The organism is Streptomyces sp. NPDC018000 (assembly GCF_044328025.1).
Lineage (GTDB): Bacteria > Actinomycetota > Actinomycetes > Streptomycetales > Streptomycetaceae > Streptomyces.
In genome coordinates this window covers 90419-107128 of record NZ_JBIRGM010000006.1, presented here as the reverse complement: position 1 = coordinate 107128, position 16710 = coordinate 90419, and the positions used below count along the sequence as shown (strand labels likewise).

Genomic DNA, 16710 nt, shown 5'->3' with positions numbered 1-16710 from the left:
GTGCTGTGCGTGAACCGGTCTGCCGAGGTGAACGCAGTTCCCGCCCGAGGATCTTCCCACTCGCCGTCTTCGGGAGTCCGGTCAGGATCTCGAGCAGGAGAGTTCCGGATTCCCGGGGCTGCGGGCGCCGGAGACGCGGAAGGCGTGGACCGGGGTCCCGGCGGGATCGGCGGGGGCCCGGTGGGCCTCGCCGCGCAGGGAGATCCACGTCTCCCGCCCCCTGCACCGCACTCATCGAATCCCGCCTCTCTCAGCCGGCCACCTCGGCAGACTAACCAGTCGGTATGTCGTAGTGGAAGGGGTCGACATCGCTCGGGCGACACTCCTGTCACAACTGTCGCGTCCGCCTCATTCCGTATTGCCTGAACGCGCGCTAGCGTGCGTGACCATGACAGTCGTCGCGATCACGGAGGTAGCCGAATGAGCCTGTCCAGACGTGGTTTGCTGGCCGCCGGCGGTGCGGTGGGAGCCCTCGCGGCGGCATCCGGCACCGGGGTCGCGAGCGACGCCCCCGCGGCCGGCCAGGGGCGGGGCACCGGGCACGGCCGGGTCCGTACCGGCTTCGACCGGCTGGCGGCGGACGGCTACGCGCTGCTGAAGGGCCAGAAGGTCGGGGTCGTCACCAACCCCACCGGGATCACTTCCGACGTGCGCCACATCGTCGATGTGATGCACCCGGACGAGCGGGTGGACCTGATCGCCGTCTTCGGGCCCGAGCACGGTTTCCGCGGCACCGCGCAGGCGGGCGGTTCGGAGGGGCGTTACGACGACCCGGCGACCGGACTCCCGGTCTACGACACGTACTTGAAGAGCGGGCAGCCGCTCGCCGATGTCTTCACCGCGTCCGGTGTGGACACGGTCGTCTTCGACATCCAGGACGCGGGCGCCCGCTTCTACACATACATCTGGACGCTGTACGACTGCATGGAGGCAGCCGCTCTCGCGGGCAAGCGGTTCGTCGTGCTGGACCGGCCGAACCCGGTGACCGGGCGGGCGGCGCTCGGGCCGGTGCTCGACCCGGCGTTCGCCACGTTCGTGGGCCGCCGGGAGATCTCGCAGGCGCACGGCATGACGGTGACCGAGCTGGCACTGCTCTTCAACGCGGAGTTCCTGGCCCGGCGGCCGGTGGACCTGCGCATCGTGAAGATGTCGGGGTGGAAGCGCTCGGACTTCTTCGACGCGACCGGACTGCCCTGGGTGCCGCCGAGCCCCAATATGCCGACGCCTGACACGGCGCTGGTCTACTCGGGGACCTGCCTGTTCGAGGGTACGAACCTCTCCGAGGGGCGCGGCACGACCCGGCCGTTCGAGCTGCTCGGCGCGGAGGGCATCGACCATCGGTGGGCGGCGGCCGCGAACGCGCTCGACCTGCCGGGAGTGGCCTTCCGCGAGGCGTACTTCGCACCGACGTTCTCCAAGTTCCAGGGAAAGACGGTCGGCGGTGTGCAGCTGCACGTCCACGACCGTGCGGCCTTCGATCCGGTACGAACGGGGATCGCTCTGCTGGTGACGGCGAAGCGGACATGGAGTGGTTTCGCCTGGCGCTCGGACAACTGGATCGACAAGCTCACCGGCAATAACCGGGTCCGCACATTGATCGATGCCGGGGCGGACACGGATGAGGTGGTGGGGGCGTGGGAGGCGGATCTTGCCGCGTTCCGGGCCGTGCGGAAGAGGTATCTCCAGTACCGGTGAGCCCGGCATCGGCGTAGGTGTACGCATGCGATCCGGGACTGCTCTCCTTGCGCTGCGATCCTGCCGCTTGCGCTGCGATCCTGCCGCCCGCCAGGACTCCAGCCGCTGGACGACTCCGCCGGTGGCGTGACGGACGGAGAAGGCACCCGGCGCGCCCGCCTTGCCTCTCAGCGGCCGGGCCCCGCCGCTACGGGCAGCCGGTCGACCGGCGCTCCGGCATCAGGCGTGAGCCGCTGATCCGCTGACCGGAGATGTCGTTCGGGTTGGAGAGCACACAGTTCTCCAACGACAGACAGCCGCAGCCGATGCAGTCGGTGAGATGGTCCCGCAGCCGGCCCAACTGCTCGATGCGCTCGTCCAGTTCGGATCGCCATGCCGCCGAGAGCCGCGCCCAGTCGTCACGGTTCGGGGTGCGCTCCTCCGGCAGTTCGGCGAGTGCGTCCCGGATGGTGGCGAGCGGGATTCCGACCCGCTGCGCCGCACGGACGAACGCGACCCTGCGCAGCGCGTCCCTGGTGTAGCGACGCTGGTTGCCGCTGGTGCGGCGGCTGCTGATCAGGCCCTTGGCCTCGTAGAAGTGCAGGGCCGAAACCGCGGCGCCGCTGCGCGCGGAGAGCTGGCCGACCGTGAGTTCATGGAGTGTCTGCGGGATCTGGGGCACCCCTCCAACCCTACTTGTCCACCCCTGGCCGGTCCGTCGTTGACAGGAACGCACCCGCCAACCATGCTGAGCAAGCGCTTAGACAGTGTGACGACGGATGGTCGAGAGCTGGAAGGGCAGGGACCAGGGACATGGCAGAGCCGAGGATTTTCAGGTCCGCGCAGGAGCTGCGCGACGGGGTGGACGAGCAGCTGGGTCACAGCGAGTGGCTGGAGGTCGAGCAGAAGAGGATCGACCTCTTCGCCGAGGCCACCGGCGACCACCAGTGGATCCATGTGGATCCGGAGCGGGCCGCGGCCGGGCCGTTCGGCACGACGATCGCGCACGGCTACCTCACACTCTCGCTGCTGCCGGCGCTCGTACCCCAGATCATGCGGGTCGAAGGCATGAAGATGGGCATCAACTACGGGACGAACAAGGTCCGTTTCCCGTCCACCGTGCCCGTGGGCTCGCGGCTGCGCGCGACGGCCGTCCTGAAGAGCGTCGAGGAGACCGGGGGCGGCGTGCAGGTCACCGCGCTCGTCACGGTCGAACGCGAGGGCGGCGACAAGCCGGTATGCGTGGCCGAGTCGGTGTCGCGCTACTACTTCTGACGACGCGCCCGGCGACCGCTACCGCTTGGCAGCGACCATGCGCAGCACGAGGTCGGCGTACAGCTCGCCGACCTCGTCCGGCGTCCGGCTGCCCTGCGCGTTGAACCAGCGCGCCACATCGATGCAGAGCGAGAGCACCGCGAGCGTGGTACCCGGGACGTCGGGCACGTCGAACTCCCCGGCCTGCACACCCTCGCTGATGATCCTGCGCACCACCGCGTCGCTCTTGCGGCGCAGCTCGACGATCTCGGTGCGGTGCTCCTCACCGAGGGCCTCGAGTTCGTACTGCACCACGCGGGCCGTGGTGTGCCGTTCGGCGTGCCAGCGGACGAAGGACCGTACGGCCTCGGCCAGCCGCTCGGCGGCCGTACCGCCGCCGTCGGCGGCGGCCTCCAGGACGAACAGGGCGCGGTCGTGACCGATCCTGCTGATCCGGTGGAGCAGCTCTTCCTTCGTCTTGTAGTGGATGTAGAGCGCGGCAGGGCTCATCCCCGCGCGGCCGGCGATGTCGCGGGTGGTGGTGGCGTGGTACCCGCGCTCGGCGAAGGCTTCGACGGCGGCGACGAGGAGCCGCCTGGCCGCCTCGGGCGCCACCTCGGCCCACGGCGCACTGTCGCCGTCGGTCTCCTCCGCCGTGCTCATCGTCACTCGCCCCTCTCGTCAGCAGGACGAACACCATACCCCGAACCTGAGCAAGCGCTTAGGGCCCGCCCGGGCGGGGCCGTCAGAGCTTCTGGAACGGGTCGTGCTCGGCGAGGATCTTCTCCAGCCGGGCCTGGTCGACCCGGCTGACGATCTGTCCCGCTTCCTGACGGTCACGGATGACCTTGGCCAGGGTGAAGCAGGAGGTGACGAGGTAGAGGACGCCGATCGCGAGGAATCCGCGGACCCAGGCGTCTGCGTCCAGGAAGTAGATACCGAGAGCCACCGCGGCCATCGCCACCCCGAAGGACGCGACGGCCTGGCCGTAGAAGGCTGCGGTGCTCTGCTGCTTGACCGATGTTGTGTCACTCATGCCACCCAGCATCGGCCGACGTGGTGTGCGCGACATCCGCCCCCGTACTCAGTCCGGTACTCAGACTCCCGTTCGAGCGATCCCTCGACTCTCCCCATTTACCCTTCTGCCCTTCGGCCTTAATTAGCGCTGCTAGTTTTCCGCTTGTCGCCCCTACCATGTGCCGCATGGCCCGACCGCGCAAGCCCCTCCTCAGCAGAGACCGCATCGTCGAGACGGCGAGCGCACTCGTGGACTCCGAAGGCCTCGACGCCGTCTCCACCCGTCGGCTCGCCGCCGAACTCGGGGTCAGCGGACCCTCGCTCTACAACCACTTCCGCAACAAGGACGAGATCCTGGACGCGGTCGCGGATGCCGTGTCCGCCCAGGTCGACCTGTCGATGTTCGACGAGTCGGACACCCGCGACTGGCGCGCCGCCCTGCACGACTGGGCCGTCTCCTATCGTGCGGCGCTCACCGAGCACCCGCACATCGCCCCGGTGCTCGCCCAGGGCCCGGGGCGCCGCCCTGCCGGTCTGAAAGTCGCCGACGCGGTCTTCGGTGCGATGGTCAGGGCCGGCTGGCCGCCCGCCCGGGCGACGTACATCGGGGCCCTGATGCGTTACTTCATCACCGGCTCGGCCCTCGGTTCGTTCGCCCGCGGCTTCGTCGACGACGAGACGGCGTACGACCCCGCGAACTATCCGCACCTCGGCCGGGCCCATCTGCCGGCCGACCGCCGCCAGAAGGTCGACGAGGGGGCGTTCGAGACCGGGCTGCGGGCACTGATCGACGGCCTCTCCCTCCAGTACGAGCAACTGGCGCCCGCGGGGACTGTTCGGCCTGCACCGAAGCGTTCCTGACGCATCCTGGACCACATGGCACGCATGGCGCACCCCGACCCGGCCGCACCCCGCCTCGCCGCCCTGGCCGCGCTCCTCGCCGACGAGACCCGGGCCGCCTTCTGCCTGGCCCTGCTCGACGGCCGCGCCTGGACCGCGGGCGAGCTGGCCAGATACGCCTCGGTGGCACCGTCCACCGCCAGCGAACACCTGGGCAAGCTCGTCGCGGGCGGGCTGCTGACCGAGGAGCGGCAGGGCCGCCACCGCTATCTGCGGCTCGCCGACGAACGGACCGCGCACCTCGTCGAGGACCTGGCGGCCCAGGCCGTCCCCGGCACCGTGCCCGAGCGTCCGCGCACCCTGAGCGCGGTGAGCGCCGGCAGCGCACTCGCTCGCGGACGCACCTGTTACGACCATCTCGCGGGCCGGATCGGCATCGCGATCGCCGATGCCATGACCGTACGGGGACTGCTGCGGCAGGACGCCGGCTTCGCGCTCACCGACGACGGGCTCGGCTGGTTCGGCGGACTGGGCATCGGTCTGGAGTCGGCGTCGCGGCGTCCGCTCGTCCGGAGCTGTCTGGACTGGACGGAGCGCAGGCCGCACCTGGCAGGCGTCGCAGGGGCGGCACTGTGCCGGCATGCGCTGGATGCCGGGTGGTGCGTACGGATCGGGTCCGGGCGCGCGGTGAAGGTGACCCCGGACGGGGAACGGGCGCTGAACGAACACCTCGGCATCGAGCCGTCCACCATTCGGTAGGGGCCGAACGAACGCTGTCTCACCGTCGGGTCCATGACGACGACACCCGCCCCGGCGGCGACACCCGCGGCACATCGCGACTGGCGAGCCCCTGCCGCGGCCTGCACCGGCGTGGATCGAGCTCGCGGCCGACGCCGCCCCCACTTGCCGGTCGGTCTTGGTTTTCGGGGGGCCACCGCGACTCGTGCCGGATTCCCCGGATGTCCGCCGCTCCGGACCGCCGTCGTCAGCCGAGTTCCGCGGCCTCCGTACCGGGGCTCGCGAACTGGGTGCGGTACAGCTCCTCGTACCGGCCGCCGGCCGCCAGGAGTTCTTCGTGGGTGCCCCGCTCCACGATCTGCCCGTTCTCCACGACAAGGATGAGGTCGGCCGCCCGTACGGTGGAGAGCCGGTGGGCGATCACGACCGCCGTGCGGCCGGCGAGCGCTTCGGTGAGCGCCTCCTGTACGGCCGCCTCGGAGGTGTTGTCCAGGTGGGCGGTGGCCTCGTCGAGGATGACGACACGCTGGCGGGCCAGGAGCAGCCGGGCGATGGTCAGCCGCTGGCGTTCGCCGCCGGAGAGGCGGTAGCCGCGTTCGCCGACGACTGTGTCGAGCCCATCGGGAAGTGAGGCGACCAGGCCGTCCAGGCGTGAGCGGCGCAGGGCGTCCCAGAGGTCTTCCTCGGTGGCTTCGGGGCGGGCGAGGAGAAGGTTGGCGCGGACCGACTCGTGGAAGAGGTGGCCGTCCTGGGTGACCATGCCCAGGGTGTCACGCAGAGTGTCGGCGGACAGATCGCGTACGTCGATGCCTCCGATGCGTACCGAGCCCTCGTCCGTGTCGTACAGGCGCGGCAGCAGTTGCGCGATGGTCGACTTGCCCGCGCCGGACGAGCCGACGAGTGCCACTGTCTGGCCGGGTTCGGCGCGGAAGGAGACCCCGCGCAGCACTTCGCCGCCGCCGCGGGTGTCGAGAGTCGCGACGTCTTCGAGCGAGGCGAGGGACACCTTGTCGGCGGACGGGTAGCCGAACCGCACCTGGTCGAACTCCACGGACACCGGGCCCTCCGGGACCGCTCGTGCGTCCGGCTTCTCCGCGATGAGCGGCTCGAGGTCGAGGACCTCGAAGACCCGCTCGAAGCTGACGAGGGCGCTCATCACCTCGACGCGCGCCCCGGCAAGGGCGGTGAGCGGCGCGTACAGCCGGGTCAGCAGCAAGGCCAGGGAGACGACCGCGCCCGCGTCCAGTTGCCCGCGCAGCGCGTAGAACCCGCCGAGCCCGTAGACCAGGGCGAGCGCCAGCGCGGACACGAGGGTGAGGGCGGTGATGAACGCGGACTGGGCCATGGCCGTGCGCACCCCGATGTCGCGCACCCTGCCTGCTCTGGCGGCGAATTCGGTGGACTCGTCGGCGGGCCGGCCGAAGAGCTTGATCAGTGTGGCGCCGGGCGCGGAGAAGCGCTCGGTCATCCGGGTCCCCATCGCGGCGTTGTGGGCCGCGGCCTCCCGCTGGAGCCTCGCCATCCGGGTGCCCATGCGGCGCGCGGGCAGCACGAACACCGGCAGCAGCACCAGTGCGAGCGCGGTGATCTGCCAGGAGATGGAGAGCATGACGCCGAGGGTGAGGAGCAGCGTCACGACATTGCTGACGACGCCGGAGAGTGTGTTGCTGAAGGCGCGCTGGGCTCCGATGACGTCGTTGTTGAGGCGGCTGACGAGCGCGCCGGTACGGGTGCGGGTGAAGAACGCGATCGGCATGCGTTGCACATGGTCGAAGACGGCGGTGCGCAGATCGACGATCAGCCCTTCGCCGAGGTTCGCCGAGAGCCAGCGGCTGACCAGACCGAGTGCCGCCTCCGCGACAGCGATCACGGCGATGAGCAGGGACAGGCGTGTGACGGTGCCCGCGTCCTCGCCGGCCACGATCGCGTTCACGACGCGGCCGGCGAGGACGGGGGTGGCGACAGCGAGCAGCGCCGTCGCCACGCTCAGGATCAGGAACAGGGCGACCCGGCGCCGGTGCGGACGGGCGAACGCGGCGATGCGCCGCAGGGTGGCTCGATCGAAGGGGCGTCGGTCCGCTTGTGCGTTCATGACGTTGTGGAGCTGCGTCCACGCGGTGGCTTCCATGCTCATGAAAGGAACGTACGACCTCCAGCGTGCTTGAGGTCAACCGCCGTGTTCGACAGGCCTGGACGTCGAGTTCCGGGATGTCCTTGGGCAGTGGGCGGATCCGGCGGCCGTGGTGACCGAGACGGTATTGCCGTGGTCGCGGAACGTGGCCCTCGTGGTCAGTCCAGGACTTGTGCGAGGTAGGCGCGGAGCAGGACGCGGGTCTCGGCGACGATGGCCCGGTCACCCGACGGATCGGTGCGGAAGGCGAGTTGGAGGAGGGCGTCAGCGGTCTCGACGCAGACCAGGACGGTCCGGAGCAGATCCTCGTCGGGGGCGCGGCCGAGGTGCCCGGAGAGCAGTTCGGTGAGCCGGCCCGCGACCCGGTGGTTGGCTTCACTGGCCGGGTCGTCGTCGGGGGCCGGAACGCCGAAGTCGACGAGCGCGAAACCGGCCACGGAGAGCTTCATCGCCAGGTATTCGTCCAGGACGGCATCGATGGCGCCGCGCCAGTCGGCGGCCGGGATGGCGGCGAGGCGGGCGGTGATGCGTTCGGCGTAGCCGTCCAGGTTGCGCCGGGCGAGCGCATCGGTCAGGGCGCGCTTGTTGGAGAAGAAGCGGTAGACGGAGCCGATGGGGACCTCGGCGCGGACGGCGACGGCCCGGGTGGAGAGCTGCTCGTACCCGGTCTCGTCGAGGAGTTCGGCGCAGGCGTCGAGTATCCGGGCGAGGCGTTCGGCGCTGCGCTGCTGCACGGGGGCACGGCGGAGGTTCGTGTTCGCATGGGGCACGGTCTCCATGATGCCGTGGGCCTCCTCCGACCCCCTGTGCCCCACGAATGCCGTTGACGCGTCCCGATCCAATTCCTACGGTTACCCATAGGATTCCTTCGGCACCGGGAGCGCACATGAGCGGCATCGAGCAGGCGAGGAAGACGGCGGAAGGGCTCCAGCATTCCGCCGGGTTCGGCAATCAGCACAGCTCGGAGGCGGTGCCGGGGGCGTTGCCGCACGGCCGTAACTCCCCGCAGCGAGCACCCCTCGGGCTCTACGCGGAGCAGCTGAGCGGCTCGGCGTTCACCGAACCGCGGGTGCACAACCGCCGTTCCTGGCTCTACCGGATCCGCCCGTCGGCCACTCATCCCCCGTTTGTCCGTATCGGCAACGGGGCGGTGCGCACCGCCCCGTTCACCGAATCCGTGCCCGACCCCAACCGGCTGCGCTGGGATCCGCTCCCCGAGCCCGCGGCCGGGACGGACTTTCTGGCCGGCCTGTGGACTCTCGGCGGCAACGGCGACGCGACGCAGCGCACCGGCATGGCTGTGCACCTCTACCACGCCAACTCGTCCATGACCGACCGGGTGTTCAGCGACTCGGACGGCGAGCTGCTGATCGTCCCCGAGCAAGGTGGCCTGCTGCTCCGTACCGAACTGGGCCTGCTGCGCGCGCGGCCGGGGCACATCGCGCTGATCCCGCGCGGCGTCCGTTTCCGTGTGGAGCTGCTGGATGCCACCGCACGCGGCTATGTCTGCGAGAACTACGGCCAGCCGTTCGCCCTTCCCGATCTCGGCCCGATCGGCGCCAACGGCCTGGCGAACGCCCGGGACTTCCTCGCCCCCGTCGCCGCGTACGAGGACGACGACCGCCCGGTGGAGGTGGTCAACAAGTTCTGCGGGAACCTCTGGTCCGCGACCTATGACCACTCGCCGCTCGACGTGGTCGCCTGGCACGGCAACCACACTCCGTACGTCTACGACCTGCACCGTTTCAATGTCATCGGCTCGATCAGCTACGACCACCCCGACCCGTCGATCTTCACGGTGCTCACCTCGCCGTCCGACACCCCCGGTCTGGCCGGCGTCGACTTCGTCGTCTTCGCGCCGCGCTGGCTGGTCGGTGAGGACACCTTCCGGCCCCCGTACTTCCACCGAAATGTGATGAGCGAGTACATGGGCCTGATCGAGGGCGCGTACGACGCGAAGACGGCCGGCAAGGGCGGCTTCGTCCCGGGCGGCGGCTCGCTGCACAACATGATGTCGGCACACGGCCCGGACCGGGAGACCTTCGACCGGGCGAGCGAGGCGGAGCTGAAGCCGCAGAAGATCGACGACGGTCTCGCCTTCATGTTCGAGACCCGCTGGCCTGTGACGGCGACCGGGCAGGCGGCGACCGCCGGCCATCTGCAGCGTGGCTACGACGACGTGTGGCAGGGTCTGAGCCGCAACTTCAGGCCGTAGGCAACGACGCCGCTTCTCGGCCCCGCGTCGTCGCGTCCGCTGTGTCGCAGTACGGAGAGACCAGGTGACCCAGGTGCCTCAGATGCCCAAGATGCCCCAGGGGCATGCCTTCGCCCCCGATTCGCTGGTCCTGAACCGCAAACTGCCGCTGTGGTACCAGGTCTCGCAGTCGTTGCGCGCCTCGATACTGGGCCGCGCCAAGGACGCATCGGCGCGGCTGCCGACCGAGGAACAGCTCGCCGCGCACTACGGCGTCAGCGTCCTGACGATGCGTCAGGCACTCAAGGAGCTGGAGACGGAAGGGCTGATCAGCAGGCACCGGCGGCGCGGCACCTTCATCGAGCCGCGCGCCCGCCGGGTGTCACCGGTCCGGCTGCTGGGCTCGATCGATGCGATCGTGGCCCAGCAGTCGGGCGAGCGGTCCATGGTCCTCGGCCATGGACCGCTCGCCGTGCCGGGAGGCCTCACCGAGTACTTCCCCGACTGCGCGGAGGTCGTCAGTTACCGTCGGCTGCGCCGCGACGGGGAGAGCGACGAGCCCACCAACTGGGCGGAGAACGCGGTGCATCCCGAGGTCGCGGCCCGGCTCGATGTCGCCGATCTCGAACGCTGGCCGATGACCAAGGTGCTGCGCGACCGGGTCGGTGTCCGGATCGCGCGCATCACGGACACGGTCGAGGCGCGCCTCGCCGACCCGGCCACCGCCGAGCTCCTCCGGGTGCCGCTGCTGAGCCCGATCCTTTTCTACACGGGCGTGACGTACGACGAGAGCGGCCGGGTGGTGGATGTGGCGCAGATCCGCTACCGGGGCGACCGGTTCTCCTTCTCGGTGACGGTGGAGGCGCAGCACTGACGGCCCGCGCGCTACCGGTCGAAGGAGTCCAGCACCCGGCGCAGCGCCCGGTCGAAGACGCCGTCCAGATCGATCGGACCGGGGTCCTCGGCGAATCCCGCCGCCATCCGCGGATACTTCCCGGTGGCGATCTGGCTGATCAGATAGTTGGTGCGCGCGGCGTGCTCCTGCTCCTCGGACCAGGGCAGCGACCGGCTGCGCTCCGCCGTGGCGATCTCGTTGGCCACATAGGTGGTGACCACACCGTTGACCATGGCGATGAGTTCCATCTTCTCGCCGAACCGTGCGTCGACCCCGTCCAGGCAGCTGAGCGCGTACTCCAGGTACCGCAGGACGTTCGGGCTGAAGCCGTACACGGGTGACATCAGCCGGGGCACCCAGGTGTGGCGGTGCATCATCTCGCGGGCCTGGTGGGCCAGCGCGACGAGATCGGCGCGCCAGTCGCCGGACGGCTCCGGGAACTCGTACCCGCCGCTGACCGCGTCGAGCATCAGCTCGTACAGGTCCTCCTTGCGCGGCACGTAGTTGTAGAGCGACATCGTGCCGCATCCGAGCTCCGCCGCGACCTTCCGCATGGACACCGCGTCGAGGCCCTCCGCATCGGCGATACGGACGGCTGCCGCCGCGATGTCAGCACGGCTGAACGCGGGCCTGGGGCCTCGGCCCGCACGCTCGGGGCGCGCCCAGATCACTTCGCACACAGCGGGTCGCCCCACCATCGATCACCACCTCTCCCACCATCGTAGTTACGTACACCGTACGTAGTGCGGTACGGTGTACCGCATGACAACTACGTACGCTGTACTTAGTGAAGGTCTGGAGAAGCGCTACGCCGATGTCCACGCCCTGCGCGGGCTCGATCTCGCGGTCGCCGAAGGCACCGTCTGCGGAGTGCTGGGGCCGAACGGCGCGGGCAAGACCACCGCCGTCCGGGTCCTCACCACGTTGACCGTCCCGGACGGCGGCAGCGCCCGGGTGGCGGGCCACGACGTGGTGCGCGAGGCGGGTGCGGTACGCGCGGCGATCGGCGCCACCGGGCAGAACGCCTCGGTCGACGGCGAACTGTCCGGCCGGCAGAACCTGCGGCTCTTCGCCAAGCTGCTGCGGTTCCGCGGCGGGGCCGCGCGCAGCCGCGCCGACGAGCTCCTGGAACGCTTCGAGCTGACGGAGGCCGCCGACCGCCCGGCCCGCACCTACTCGGGCGGCATGCGCCGCCGCCTCGACCTCGCCGCCAGTCTGCTGACCCGCCCCCGGGTGCTCTTCCTGGACGAGCCGACCACCGGACTCGACCCGCACAGCCGCAACCAGATCTGGGCGGCCGTACGGGAACTGGCCGGCCGGGGCACAACCGTCCTGCTCACCACGCAGTATCTGGAGGAGGCCGATCAGCTGGCCGACGACATCGTGCTGATCGACCACGGCCGGGCCGCCCATCGCGGTACCCCCACCGAGCTGAAGGCCCGCATCGGCAGCTACGCCGAAGTGGTCGTCTCCCATGAATCGGCGCTGGTCCCGGCGGCAGGCATCCTCGATCAGCTCACCGGCACCGAACCGCTACTCGACCACGAGCGCCGCACCGTGGGCGCCGTCACGACCGACATCACGCTCACCCTCCCCCGTATCGTCCGCGAACTCGACGCGGCGGGAGTACCGGTGATCGACGCGAGCCTGCGCCCGCCGACGCTCGACGAGGTCTTCCTCCGTCTGACCAGCCGCGGCGACGGCCGCACCTCCCCACCCCTGAAGGAGACGGCAGCATGAGCAGCACCGCACTGGCCCACGAGCAGTCTGTCGCGCCCGACACAAGCACCCCGATCGCCGATGCCCTGGCCATGCTGGGCCGCCATCTGCAGCGGATCAAGGCGGCGCCGGGCGTAATGATCCTGACCCAGACCATGCCGATCACGATGCTGCTGTTCTTCGGGTACGTGTTCGGCAGCGCACTGGCCATGCCGGGCCAGGAGTACCGTGCGTTCCTGGTGCCGGGCCTGCTGGCGGCGACGGCGGCCAACGGCATCATGGTCGGGATGTTCCAGGCCTCGCAGGACTGCCACCGCGGGGTGATGGACCGGCTCCGTACGCTGCCGATGAGCCGCGCCGCCGTACCGTTCGGCCAGACCGCCGCCGATCTGCTGACCACGGCCATCGGCATGATTCCGCTGATCCTGGTCGGGCTTGCGGTCGGCTGGCGGATCGAGGGCGGTCCGCTCGCCGCCCTGGGCGCCTTCGGGCTGCTGCTGCTCCTCCGGTTCGCCACGTCCTGGCTGGGCTGCTGGCTGGGCCTGCTGATCCGCAACGAGGAGATCGCCGGTCAGCTGGGCAGCGCCACCTTCATCCTGCCGCTGCTGTCGAGCGCGTACATCCCGACCGACAATCTGCCGGGCTGGCTACGGACGGTCGCCGAGTGGAACCCGATCAGCGCCATGGCCTCGGCCACCCGCGAACTGTTCGGCAACGCGTCCCCGGCCGCCGACGCGGCCTGGCCGGTCGCCCACCCGGTGGCCGGCACGCTCGCCTGGTCGGTGGTGCTCCTCGCGGTGTTCGTGCCACTGTCCGTACGGCGCTACGCGCGCGGCGGCGAGTGACCGCGCGCCGCGATCAACGGGGCAGCGCGCCGGGCCGTGACAGCCGATGCCTCCGTTCCGGCGCATGGCGGCACACCGAAGCGCTGCTGCTAGCCCTGGGGATGACGGGAGAGCAGACAGCAGCGCAGCGCCGGGATGGTGTGATCGCCTGCACGGCCCCGAGCGGGGGGCTGGGCGACGGGCCCTGGCCGGGGAGCCCGGGCGGTGGCCGAAGCGCGGTCGTGACGGGCCGTCGGGTCAGTGGCGACTGCCGAAGAGTGAGCGCCGCAGTCGCCGCAGTGGCACGAAGAGCGAGACCCGCGCGCTCTTGCTCCGACGACTGTGAGCGGCATCGCGGGCGGTGAGCTCACGCAGCAGCAGCGTCGCCTCCGCGGCTTCCCGCTGCGGCGCGGCAGGGCCGCCGAGCACCGCGAGATGGCGGTCGAGGCGCGAACTTGTCGCACTGCTCCCGCATGTGATGGCAGGCACACGCGGCCTGCTGCGCATCGCTATCTGTTCCATGTCACTCCCCACCCGTACGAGGGCACCCGGCCCGGGCAGGTTAACCCTATCCTCCCACGATGACACTCGTGTATCCCGGTCACGGGATTGTGCACACACATACAGAGGTTGACGGCCGAACTCTGAATATGCCCGATTTCAGGGCGAGTTGGACAGAACGGAAGCCTCTCTCCCGCAGCGGATCGACGGAGTGCCGGACGGAGACCCCTGCGGACGGGGCCTCCTGCCCGTCAGACGACTGAACGGGCCCGGCACATGCACCGGCCGAAAGGTCAGGCGGCCGAGTTGAAGCGGGGCAGGTAGCCACCCGACTGTCCGGCCGCGGTGGGGTGGTACGACTCACCGACGTTGAGCCAGTTGAGACTGTGCAGCCAGGCGCTTCCGGAGCAGATCTCGTGCCCGGTGAAGTTCCCCGTGACGTCGGCGAAGGTGAAGCCGTGGTCGGCGGCGCGCTTGGCGGTCGCCGCGTTGAGGTAGTCGGCGGCGCCGTTGATCGCGGTGCGCACCTTGTCGCTCAGACCGACGGCACAGCTGCCGCCGATCTTGTAGAAGCGCGGGTAGCCGAGGACGACGACACGAGCGGACGGCGCCTTGGTACGGATCGCCGAGTACACCGAGTCGAGGTTGCCGGGCAGGGTGGTGTCGACATAGCTGCGGGCCGTGGCGATCCGGCTGAGGCAAGTGGCCTCCGACTGGAGGACGCAGGTGGTCATGACGTCCGAGAAGCCCGCGTCATTTCCGCCGACGGAGATCGAGACAAGGTCGGTCGAGGCATTGAGGGGGCCGAGCTGCTTGGCCGTCACATCGCCCGTACGGGCACCCGAGCAAGCGGTGAAGCCGAAGGAAGAGGGCGAGTTGGCGGCGGCCCAGAGTGCGGGGAAGGCCTTGGTGCTGCGCTTGCAGTCACCGCTGGCACTGTCGTAACTGCCGGATCCGACGCCCGAGGAGTACGAGTCGCCGAGGGCGACGTAGTCGACGGCCTGAACAGACTGTGCGGCGTCGGCGGTGGCCGCTCCGGTCAGAGCGAGTACGCCGCCGAGCAGGAGCGAGGACGAGAACGCCACGAGCCTGGATATCTTCATGGAACCTCCCTTGGACCGACCGGCAGGATCTCCGCCTGGTCTGCCGTGTCTGTGTTAGCAGCACCCGCACCCATATTGGAAGTGTCCATGCCAAGTTGCTCCGATGAGTTCTCCTGCACGCCGCCCTGAGGTCGCGTCATGTCCGCGCTCCGCCCGCCGGAAGCAGAAAGGAAGGTGGCGAAACCTGGGTGCGCCGGGTGCCCCCTTGCCGGATCATGGGCGCCATGTCTGCCAACCCCGAGTCCGCTCTGCCGATCCGGCTCACCGTCGACGACAGCGATTCCCCGTCCGACGTCGTCGACGCGCTGTTCCTCGGCCGCTTCGCGACGGGCGAGCAGCCGTACTCCCACAGCTCCTCCCTCGACCGCGTCAAAGCCGGGGCCACCTTGCTGCCCCCGGCCGCCAAGGTGCTGCGCGCCGCCCGCGACGACGACCGCAGCGCCACGCTCGCCGAGGGAGACGGCTGGACGCTGCTCATCTCGCGGTGGAACCGCGGCGCCGATGTCACGGTCACCGCGACCAGTCCGGAGCTGGCGCAGAAGATCCTCGGCCAGGCGACGGACGGCGCCCAGGACGAACCGGAACCGCAGCCCGAGAATGTGACGATGGGCTTCTGGTACGTGTCCCCGCGCCGCGGCCCGTACCGCACCACCCGGCAGATCGCCGCCGGCACATGGGGCGAGGTCCGCAACAACTACACGGCACCGGTGGCCGATGCCATGGACCGGCTGATGAAGGTCACGCCCGACGACATCGCCGGCCGGCTGCTCCTGCTGCACGGCCCGCCCGGCACCGGCAAGACGTCCGCACTGCGCACGCTCGCACGCTCATGGCGGGACTGGTGCCAGGTCGACTGCGTACTCGATCCGGAGCGGCTCTTCAACGACGTCGGCTACCTGATGGACATCGCGATCGGTGAGGAGGACGGCACGGCGAAGGGCCGTTGGCGGCTGCTGCTCCTGGAGGACTGCGACGAGTTGATCCGTGGCGAGGCCAAGCACACGGCGGGCCAGGCGCTGTCCCGGCTGCTGAACCTCACCGACGGGCTGCTTGGCCAGGGCCGCAATGTGCTGGTGGGCGTCACCACCAACGAGGACCTGGAGCGGCTCCACCCGGCCGTGGTCAGGCCCGGCCGCTGCCTCGCCAGGATCGAAGTGGGCTCACTGACCCGCAAGGAGGCCGCGGCCTGGCTGGGTACGGAGGAAGGGCTCGGCCGCGAGGGCGCCACGCTCGCCGAGCTGTACGCGCTGCGGCGCGGCAGCAGTCCCGCGTCGGTGCCGAAGCAGGATTCCGGCGCGGACGCGGGCTTGTACCTCTGAGCCCGGCACAACCAAGCCCGTCCGGCACTTGAGGACTGCACCACCGGACGGCACCGGACACTGCCCCGCCCCGGCCTCCGACTCATCGCGCCGCGTACGCCGCCCGTACGGCGTCCTCGGCGAGGGACAGCGCCTCGGCCCGGGACAGGCCCAACCGCCGGGCCTGCTCCGCGTATTCCTGCGCCGCAGCGGCCGCATGCCGGTTCGCCGCCTCACCGGCAGCGGCGATGAACGTGCCATTGCGGCCACGGGTCTCGATCACCCCGTCGGCCTCCAGTGCCCGGTACGCCTTGGCGACGGTGTTTGCGGCGAGGCCGAGCTCCTCGGCGAAGCCGCGTACGGTCGGAAGTCTGAAACCGACGGGCAGCGCGCCGGAGCGGGCGAGTTCGGAGATCTGCGTCCGCAGTTGCTCGTACGGGGCGGTACCGGCATCCGGATCAAGGACGATCTTCAGAGTCACGCGCTGATTGTCCCCCACCGCCGGAAAATCAGCGGCGCCCC

Annotated in this window: 18 protein-coding genes; 9 read left to right on the top strand and 9 right to left on the bottom strand. The window is 70.2% G+C overall.

The genetic code is table 11. The features are described from left to right. Positions 1-420 precede the first annotated feature (420 nt). Positions 421-1695, top strand: coding sequence for an exo-beta-N-acetylmuramidase NamZ domain-containing protein (locus ACH4EW_RS16475; protein WP_398257104.1), 1275 nt, complete (start codon positions 421-423; stop codon positions 1693-1695). A gap of 187 nt (positions 1696-1882) precedes the next feature. On the opposite strand, the gene soxR is transcribed toward ACH4EW_RS16475, so the two are convergent. Further along, positions 1883-2356 carry a redox-sensitive transcriptional activator SoxR gene (gene soxR / locus ACH4EW_RS16470; RefSeq protein ID WP_398257102.1) on the bottom strand — a complete coding sequence of 158 codons (474 nt, stop codon included), beginning with the start codon at positions 2354-2356 and terminating at the stop codon, positions 1883-1885. Positions 2357-2487: 131 nt separating this feature from the next. Here soxR and ACH4EW_RS16465 point away from each other — a divergent pair, with 131 nt between their 5' ends. Then, a complete protein-coding gene (locus ACH4EW_RS16465; protein WP_398257100.1) occupies positions 2488-2949 on the top strand; it encodes a MaoC family dehydratase in 462 nt (153 codons plus the stop codon). An 18-nt stretch (positions 2950-2967) separates the two neighbouring features. On the opposite strand, the gene ACH4EW_RS16460 is transcribed toward ACH4EW_RS16465, so the two are convergent. Then, entirely contained in the window at positions 2968-3591 is a 624-nt protein-coding gene (locus ACH4EW_RS16460) for a TetR/AcrR family transcriptional regulator (protein ID WP_398257097.1), read from the bottom strand. Positions 3592-3673: 82 nt separating this feature from the next. Further along, on the bottom strand, positions 3674-3964 hold the full coding sequence (locus tag ACH4EW_RS16455; RefSeq protein ID WP_398257094.1) for a YiaA/YiaB family inner membrane protein: 291 nt from the start codon (positions 3962-3964) through the stop codon (positions 3674-3676). Positions 3965-4131: 167 nt separating this feature from the next. Between ACH4EW_RS16455 and ACH4EW_RS16450 the strand changes: the two genes are divergently transcribed. Then, the gene (locus tag ACH4EW_RS16450; protein WP_398257092.1) at positions 4132-4806 is read left to right on the top strand and encodes a TetR/AcrR family transcriptional regulator; all 675 of its coding nucleotides are present in this window, start codon (positions 4132-4134) and stop codon (positions 4804-4806) included. Positions 4807-4821: 15 nt separating this feature from the next. Continuing rightward, on the top strand, positions 4822-5544 hold the full coding sequence (locus ACH4EW_RS16445) for an ArsR/SmtB family transcription factor (protein ID WP_398257089.1): 723 nt from the start codon (positions 4822-4824) through the stop codon (positions 5542-5544). Positions 5545-5770: 226 nt separating this feature from the next. Here the strand turns inward: ACH4EW_RS16445 and ACH4EW_RS16440 are convergent, their stop codons facing one another. Further along, a complete protein-coding gene (locus ACH4EW_RS16440; RefSeq protein ID WP_398257086.1) occupies positions 5771-7657 on the bottom strand; it encodes an ABC transporter ATP-binding protein in 1887 nt (628 codons plus the stop codon). Between the two features lie 155 nt (positions 7658-7812). Then, positions 7813-8433 carry a TetR family transcriptional regulator gene (locus tag ACH4EW_RS16435; RefSeq protein ID WP_398257083.1) on the bottom strand — a complete coding sequence of 207 codons (621 nt, stop codon included), beginning with the start codon at positions 8431-8433 and terminating at the stop codon, positions 7813-7815. Positions 8434-8540: 107 nt separating this feature from the next. Between ACH4EW_RS16435 and hmgA the strand changes: the two genes are divergently transcribed. Together hmgA and ACH4EW_RS16425 are read left to right on the top strand one after the other, a co-directional pair. Next, positions 8541-9869 (top strand): homogentisate 1,2-dioxygenase, encoded by a 1329-nt coding sequence (hmgA, locus tag ACH4EW_RS16430; protein ID WP_398257081.1) that lies wholly within the window; start codon positions 8541-8543, stop codon positions 9867-9869. Between the two features lie 82 nt (positions 9870-9951). Next, a complete protein-coding gene (locus ACH4EW_RS16425) occupies positions 9952-10722 on the top strand; it encodes a GntR family transcriptional regulator (protein WP_398257078.1) in 771 nt (256 codons plus the stop codon). A gap of 11 nt (positions 10723-10733) precedes the next feature. Here the strand turns inward: ACH4EW_RS16425 and ACH4EW_RS16420 are convergent, their stop codons facing one another. Beyond that, entirely contained in the window at positions 10734-11441 is a 708-nt protein-coding gene (locus tag ACH4EW_RS16420) for a TetR/AcrR family transcriptional regulator (RefSeq protein ID WP_398257076.1), read from the bottom strand. Between the two features lie 64 nt (positions 11442-11505). On the opposite strand from ACH4EW_RS16420, the gene ACH4EW_RS16415 reads away from it, so the two are divergent. Beyond that, positions 11506-12483, top strand: a complete 978-nt coding sequence (locus tag ACH4EW_RS16415) for an ATP-binding cassette domain-containing protein (protein ID WP_398257073.1) — start codon at positions 11506-11508, stop codon at positions 12481-12483. A 71-nt stretch (positions 12484-12554) separates the two neighbouring features. Next, positions 12555-13307 carry an ABC transporter permease gene (locus tag ACH4EW_RS16410; protein ID WP_382216973.1) on the top strand — a complete coding sequence of 251 codons (753 nt, stop codon included), beginning with the start codon at positions 12555-12557 and terminating at the stop codon, positions 13305-13307. Positions 13308-13544: 237 nt separating this feature from the next. Here the strand turns inward: ACH4EW_RS16410 and ACH4EW_RS16405 are convergent, their stop codons facing one another. Further along, entirely contained in the window at positions 13545-13808 is a 264-nt protein-coding gene (locus ACH4EW_RS16405) for a hypothetical protein (RefSeq protein ID WP_398257070.1), read from the bottom strand. Between the two features lie 272 nt (positions 13809-14080). After that, a complete protein-coding gene (locus ACH4EW_RS16400) occupies positions 14081-14890 on the bottom strand; it encodes an SGNH/GDSL hydrolase family protein (protein ID WP_398257067.1) in 810 nt (269 codons plus the stop codon). Between the two features lie 224 nt (positions 14891-15114). On the opposite strand from ACH4EW_RS16400, the gene ACH4EW_RS16395 reads away from it, so the two are divergent. After that, positions 15115-16209, top strand: coding sequence for a DUF5925 domain-containing protein (locus ACH4EW_RS16395; protein WP_398257065.1), 1095 nt, complete (start codon positions 15115-15117; stop codon positions 16207-16209). Positions 16210-16291: 82 nt separating this feature from the next. Here the strand turns inward: ACH4EW_RS16395 and ACH4EW_RS16390 are convergent, their stop codons facing one another. Further along, entirely contained in the window at positions 16292-16669 is a 378-nt protein-coding gene (locus tag ACH4EW_RS16390) for a GntR family transcriptional regulator (protein WP_398257062.1), read from the bottom strand. Positions 16670-16710 lie beyond the last annotated feature (41 nt).

Excerpts from the sequence above, each read along its gene's own strand:
- ACH4EW_RS16475 (WP_398257104.1), top strand. The coding sequence starts at position 421 with ATGAGCCTGTCCAGACGTGGTTTGCTGGCCGCCGGCGGTGCGGTGGGA.
- ACH4EW_RS16465 (WP_398257100.1), top strand. The coding sequence starts at position 2,488 with ATGGCAGAGCCGAGGATTTTCAGGTCCGCGCAGGAGCTGCGCGACGGG.
- ACH4EW_RS16460 (WP_398257097.1), bottom strand. The coding sequence starts at position 3,591 with ATGAGCACGGCGGAGGAGACCGACGGCGACAGTGCGCCGTGGGCCGAG.
- ACH4EW_RS16455 (WP_398257094.1), bottom strand. The coding sequence starts at position 3,964 with ATGAGTGACACAACATCGGTCAAGCAGCAGAGCACCGCAGCCTTCTAC.
- ACH4EW_RS16450 (WP_398257092.1), top strand. The coding sequence starts at position 4,132 with ATGGCCCGACCGCGCAAGCCCCTCCTCAGCAGAGACCGCATCGTCGAG.
- ACH4EW_RS16445 (WP_398257089.1), top strand. The coding sequence starts at position 4,822 with ATGGCACGCATGGCGCACCCCGACCCGGCCGCACCCCGCCTCGCCGCC.
- ACH4EW_RS16440 (WP_398257086.1), bottom strand. The coding sequence starts at position 7,657 with ATGAGCATGGAAGCCACCGCGTGGACGCAGCTCCACAACGTCATGAAC.
- ACH4EW_RS16435 (WP_398257083.1), bottom strand. The coding sequence starts at position 8,433 with ATGGAGACCGTGCCCCATGCGAACACGAACCTCCGCCGTGCCCCCGTG.
- hmgA (WP_398257081.1), top strand. The coding sequence starts at position 8,541 with ATGAGCGGCATCGAGCAGGCGAGGAAGACGGCGGAAGGGCTCCAGCAT.
- ACH4EW_RS16425 (WP_398257078.1), top strand. The coding sequence starts at position 9,952 with ATGCCCAAGATGCCCCAGGGGCATGCCTTCGCCCCCGATTCGCTGGTC.
- ACH4EW_RS16420 (WP_398257076.1), bottom strand. The coding sequence starts at position 11,441 with ATGGTGGGGCGACCCGCTGTGTGCGAAGTGATCTGGGCGCGCCCCGAG.
- ACH4EW_RS16415 (WP_398257073.1), top strand. The coding sequence starts at position 11,506 with ATGACAACTACGTACGCTGTACTTAGTGAAGGTCTGGAGAAGCGCTAC.
- ACH4EW_RS16410 (WP_382216973.1), top strand. The coding sequence starts at position 12,555 with ATGCTGGGCCGCCATCTGCAGCGGATCAAGGCGGCGCCGGGCGTAATG.
- ACH4EW_RS16405 (WP_398257070.1), bottom strand. The coding sequence starts at position 13,808 with ATGGAACAGATAGCGATGCGCAGCAGGCCGCGTGTGCCTGCCATCACA.
- ACH4EW_RS16400 (WP_398257067.1), bottom strand. The coding sequence starts at position 14,890 with ATGAAGATATCCAGGCTCGTGGCGTTCTCGTCCTCGCTCCTGCTCGGC.
- ACH4EW_RS16395 (WP_398257065.1), top strand. The coding sequence starts at position 15,115 with ATGTCTGCCAACCCCGAGTCCGCTCTGCCGATCCGGCTCACCGTCGAC.